This window comes from Trebonia sp. (assembly GCF_049794275.1).
Lineage (GTDB): Bacteria > Actinomycetota > Actinomycetes > Streptosporangiales > Streptosporangiaceae > Trebonia.
In genome coordinates this window covers 1-5,146 of sequence record NZ_JBARCR010001320.1, presented here as the reverse complement: position 1 = coordinate 5,146, position 5,146 = coordinate 1, and the positions used below count along the sequence as shown (strand labels likewise).

The 5,146-nt window shown below is 71.6% G+C and carries 5 protein-coding genes; 4 read left to right on the top strand and 1 reads right to left on the bottom strand.

Annotated features, from left to right (window positions below; translation table 11 throughout):
- Positions 1-278 (top strand): hypothetical protein (locus tag WA805_RS31945; protein ID WP_425244208.1); only part of this gene is annotated, 278 nt, incomplete at its 5' end.
- A 4-nt stretch (positions 279-282) separates the two neighbouring features.
- Here WA805_RS31945 and WA805_RS31940 read toward each other — a convergent pair.
- Positions 283-900: a disulfide bond formation protein DsbA gene (locus tag WA805_RS31940; protein ID WP_422282561.1), complete on the bottom strand. Its 618-nt coding sequence runs from the start codon at positions 898-900 to the stop codon at positions 283-285.
- Positions 901-1,055: 155 nt separating this feature from the next.
- On the opposite strand from WA805_RS31940, the gene WA805_RS31935 reads away from it, so the two are divergent.
- The 3 genes from WA805_RS31935 to WA805_RS31925 are packed head-to-tail and all read left to right on the top strand — an operon-like array spanning position 1,056 to position 4,965.
- Positions 1,056-1,688, top strand: a complete 633-nt coding sequence (locus WA805_RS31935; RefSeq protein ID WP_422284342.1) for a PadR family transcriptional regulator — start codon at positions 1,056-1,058, stop codon at positions 1,686-1,688.
- The gene (locus WA805_RS31930; protein WP_422282555.1) at positions 1,685-2,401 is read left to right on the top strand and encodes an ABC transporter ATP-binding protein; all 717 of its coding nucleotides are present in this window, start codon (positions 1,685-1,687) and stop codon (positions 2,399-2,401) included. The genes WA805_RS31935 and WA805_RS31930 overlap by 4 nt, the downstream gene beginning before the upstream one ends.
- Positions 2,398-4,965, top strand: coding sequence for an FtsX-like permease family protein (locus WA805_RS31925; RefSeq protein ID WP_425244207.1), 2,568 nt, complete (start codon positions 2,398-2,400; stop codon positions 4,963-4,965). The genes WA805_RS31930 and WA805_RS31925 overlap by 4 nt, the downstream gene beginning before the upstream one ends.
- Positions 4,966-5,146 lie beyond the last annotated feature (181 nt).

Here is a 5,146-nt window from a genome sequence, read left to right as displayed (position 1 = left end):
GGCTGGCCGCGCGGGTGCTGGGGCGCGCGCTCGGCGGGCGTGACCTCGGCCTGGGTCTCGGCGCGCTGGTAACCCTCGCTCAGGCGGACGCCGAATCCTCGTCCGTCTGGGTCGCCGCGGGCGCGCTCTGCGACGCCCTCGACGTGGCCACCACGCTGGCGGCCTGGCGCGAGCTGCCGCGGGTAACCCGGTGGTTCGTCCTCTCCTCGGCGGCCGGCGCGTCGCTCGCCGGCGCCGCCGGGGCCGTGGCCCTCCGGGCTACCAGGGCAGCCGGCTAGCCAGTCAGCTGTCGACCTGCGGCGGCTCGGTGCGGGTCCGCTTGAGCTCGAAGAAGTACGGGTTGGACGCGAGCATCAGCGCGCCGTCGAACATCCGCACCGCCTCCTCGCCGCGCGGCACGCGGGTGATCACCGGCCCGAAGAACGCCACGCCGTCGATGTGAATGGTCGGCGTGCCGACCTCGTCGCCGACCGGGTCCATGCCCCGGTGGTGCGACTCGCGCAGCGCCTCGTCGTACTCCGTTGAGTCGGCCGCGTCGGCCAGCGCCGGGTCGAGCCCGCACTCGGTCAGCGCCTCGACGTACATGTCGTGGCCGAAGTCCCGCTTCTCGATGTGCCGCTTGGTGCCGAGCGCCGTGTACAGGTCGCGCAGTGCGGCCGTGCCGTACTTCTGCTCGACGGCGATGCAGATCCGCACCGGGCCCCAGCCGCGGTCGAGCATCTCGCGGTACCGCTCCGGCACGTCGCGGCCCTCGTTGAGCACCGACAGCGACATCACCCGGAAGCTCAGGTTGATCTCGCGTTCCTTTTCTACCTCCAGGATCCAGCGCGAGCTCACCCACGCGAACGGGCACTGCGGATCGAAGTAGAAGTCGACGACCGGAACCGGGGAAGTTGTCATGTCACCCATTTTAGTCCGGCATTTCGACGGTACTGTATGCGGCCCCGCTGGAACCAACGGGCCCGTTCAGAATCAAAATTTTTCCGAACGGACCCGTTGCGACTCCCGCAGCTACCGGATACTATACTGAGTATCATACCCGGTGGAGGGATGCTATGAGCGTACGGCACGCACTGTTGGCCCTGCTCAGTGAGGGCCCGAAGTACGGCCTGCAGCTCCGCGAGGAGTTCGAGGCCCGCACGGGCGAGGTCTGGCCGCTGAACGTCGGCCAGGTGTACACGACCCTGCAGCGGCTGGAGCGCGACGGCCTGGTCGAGACGGCCAACGGCGATACTGCGGGCGAACACGACGCGCTGGGGAACGTGCCAGGCGCACCGCAGAAGGCATTCCGGATTACCCCGGCCGGCTCGGCGGAACTCGACCAGTGGCTGCGGGTGCCGCCGGACCTGAGCTCCCCGCCGCGCGACGAGCTGGTCATGAAGGTGCTCGTCGCCATCACGGTGCCGGGGACCGACGTGCACGAAATCATCCAGGCGCACCGCACCTACCTGGTCCAGCTGATGCAGGAGTGGACCAGGCTCAAGGAGGACGAGGACGGATCGGACCTGGCGTTCTCGCTCGTGGTGGACGCGGAACTGTTCCGGCTCGACTCGGTGGTCCGCTGGCTGGACGCGGCCGACGGCCGGCTGCGCCGGGCCAAGGCCGAAGGCTGGGCGCCCGCGCGGACGGCGCAGGCGACGATGCCGGCGCTGGCCCGCCGGCGCCGGATTGGAGCGAGGCAGCAATGAGCGTGCTAGAACTGCGGTCGATATCCAAGGTGTACGGCAGGGGCGCCGCCGAGGTGCAGGCGCTGCGCGACATCAGCATGTCGGTCCCGGCGGGCATGATGGTCGCGGTCATGGGACCGAGCGGGTCGGGCAAGTCGTCGCTGCTCACCATCGCGGGGACGCTCGAGGAACCGACCTCGGGCGCCGTGCTGATCAACGGCCAGGACGTGGAGCGGATGTCGAACGGCGCCAAGGCACGGGTGCGCCGCCGCACGATCGGCTACGTCTTCCAGGACTTCAACCTGCTGCCGGGCCTGACCGCGGCGGAGAACGTGTCGCTGCCGCTTGAGCTGGACGGGATGAGCGCGCGCCGCGCGCACCTGGCCGGGCTCAAGGCCCTCGAAGACCTCGGGCTGGGAGATCAGGCCAGGCGCTTCCCCGACCAGCTCTCCGGCGGCGAGCGGCAACGGGTGGCGATCGCCCGCGCCGTGGTGGGGGACCGGTCGCTGCTGCTCGCCGACGAGCCGTCCGGCGCCCTCGACTCGGCCAACGGCGAGTCCGTGATGCGGCTCATCCACACGTACTGCAAGCGCGGCACCGCCGCCGTCGTCGTCACCCACGACGCGCAGCTCGCGTCCTGGGCGGACCGGGTCGTTTTCCTGCGCGACGGCCGCGTCGTCGATCAGACCATGCCGCCGGCGGGCCCCGAAACGCTGCTGGAGCAGCCGTCATGAGCATGCTGACGCTGGAACGCGACCGCCCCGTCCACGAACCTGACGACCCCAGGCGCGCTGCCGCCGCCCGGCGCGCGCTGTCCCGCTGGGTGCTCCGCCTCGCCGTCCGCGAGTGGAAGCAGCGGATCCTCATCGTCTTGCTGATCACCGTGGCGACCGCCGCGACGCTGTTCGCCATCGCCGTCGCCTCGGCAACCCCGGGGACGCCGAACGCCGGGATCTACGGCACGGCGCAGACGCTCGTCCAGCTGCCAGGGAACACCCCCGGCCTGCCGGGCGTCGTCGCGAAGATCGAGAGGGCGTACGGCTCGGCGAGCGTGATCTACGACCAGCCGATCGTCACCGGCCAGGCCGGCGGCGCCGACCTGCGCGCCCAGGACCCGAACGCCCCGTACACGCGCGTACTGCTCGCGCTCGACTCGGGCCGTTACCCGACAGCGGCCGGCCAGGTGGCGGTCACCCCGGCGCTCGCCCAGCTCTACCGGCTGCGGATCGGCTCCGTCTGGCACGTCCCGGCTTCCGCGGGGGCAAGCGCGGGCCGTGCCTTTATCGTCACCGGCATCGTGGAGAACCCGTCGAACCTGCTCGACGAGTTCGCCCTCGTGCCGCCCGGCCAGGGCGCCGGGCTCGCCTCGCCGCAGAACGTGCGGATCTTCCTCGGCATAAGCATGGACTCGGCCGCCGCGTCGGCGGCCGGCAACGTCATCCCCAAGAACGCGACCGTCACCGCGCCGCAGCCGTCGGACTCGATCACCTCCCCGGCGACGATCGTGCTGATCGTCTCGGTGCTCGGCCTGGCCTTCATCGGCCTGGTCGCGACCGCCGCGTTCACCGTGATGGCTCAGCGGAGGCAGCGCGCCCTCGGCATGCTCGCCTCCCTCGGCGCGACCGAGCGCGACGTCAGGTTCGTGCTGATCGTCGACGGCGTGGTGGCCGGCGTGCTCGGCGCGATCATCGGCGCGGCGCTCGGGCTGGGCCTCTGGTTCTGGTACTACCCGCATCTGGAGACCGCCACCGCGCATCGCACCGACCCGCTGAACCTGCCGTGGGCGGCCGTGGTCATCGGCCTGCTGCTCGCCGTGGCCACCTCGGTCATCGCCGCCGCCTGGCCGGGGCGCGCGGTCAGCAAGGTCCCGGTGGTCGCCGCGATCTCGGGCCGGATCAGCGCGCCGCACGTGGTCAGAAGGTCGCTGCGCCCCGGCCTCATCTTCCTGGCCGCAGGCCTGTTCGTGCTGTACTTCTCCGGCGGCTGGAACGGCGGCGGCGGCGACGCCTACCTGGTCATTGCCGCCATGATCGCCTGCGTGATCGCGTGCGCCCTGCTCGCCCCGTTCGCCGTGGACCGGCTCGCCCAGGTGGCAGGGCGTGCCCCGCTGGCCACCCGGCTGGCGCTGCGCGACCTCGCCAGGTACCGGTCCAGGTCGGGCGCGGCGCTGGCGGCGGTCTCGTTCGCGGTGTTCCTCGCCACCATCGCCATCGTCATCGCGAGCGTCCGGTACGACGACGCGCTCGACTACATCGCCCCGAACATGGCGTCCAACCAGCTCATCATGTACGCGCCAGGAAACGACCCGACCCAGTACCAGCCTGGCCAGGTCACCCCGGCAGCCAAGCTGGCCGCCAGCAGGCAAGAGGCGGACACGCTCGCCGCGCAACTGCACGCGCCCGCCCCGCTCGAGCTCGACCTGGCGGTCAGCGTCAACGTCACGGCGCAAGGTCAGCCCACGGAAAACCAGTCCGGGGCGCTCGTCTCGCTGCACGGCCCCGGGGTCGGCGGCCGCATGTACCTGGCCACTCCGGCCCTGCTCAAGACGTTCGGCGTCAGCGCGAGCCAGGTGAACCCGGCCGCCGACGTGCTCACCGTGCGCGCGGGACTGCCGGCGACGGGCGGCCTCGCGCTGGTCAGCGGCAGCTTCATCGCCGAGTCGCCGCCCGGGTGCCCCGCCGGGTCGTGCATCCTCAACCCGGTCATCCAGGAGGTCGGGAAGCTGCCGGCCGGCACCTCCCTGCCGAACACCGTGATCACCGAGCAGGCGGCCAGGGCGCTGCACGAGACGATCGTCCCGGTCGGCTGGCTGGTCCAGGCGCCTGCCGCGCTCACCCCGGTACAGATCAACGCGGCCCGGCAGGCCGCGGTCGCCATCGGCACCACGATCGAGACCAAGTCCGGCCAGCTCGGCCTGGGGCAGATCAGTGAGGGCGCCACCGTCGGCGGCATCCTCATCGCGCTCGGCGTGCTGGCCATGACCGTCGGCCTGATCCGCTCCGAGACCGCCAGCGATCTGCGCACGCTCACCGCGACGGGAGCGGGCTGGCGCACCAGGCGGGCGCTCACTGGCGTCACCGCGGGCGTGATCGCGCTGCTCGGCGCGGCGCTGGGCACTGTGGCCGCGTTCCTGGCCTCGCTCGCCTGGGCGCACTCGAGCCTTACCCAGACGTTCGGCAACGTGCCATGGGCCGATGTCGGGCTGCTGGTCATCGGCATGCCGCTGGTCGGCGCCGCGGCCGGCTGGCTGCTCGGCGGCCGCGCGCCGTCCGCGGTCTCCCGTCAGCCCCTGGAGTAACCGGTGATTCGGCGCTCGCGACACGCCGGAAAAATCTCGCCGTGCGCGGGATGCCGCGAGTATCGTCTCAATTCGTGACGGGAGCGCCGGCTTTCACTGTCGTAGCGGACGTCGCGATCGTGAAGGGGGAGACGCCGGCCGGGGACCGGACCTGGCTGTCACTCCCGGACGGGAGCGCGCA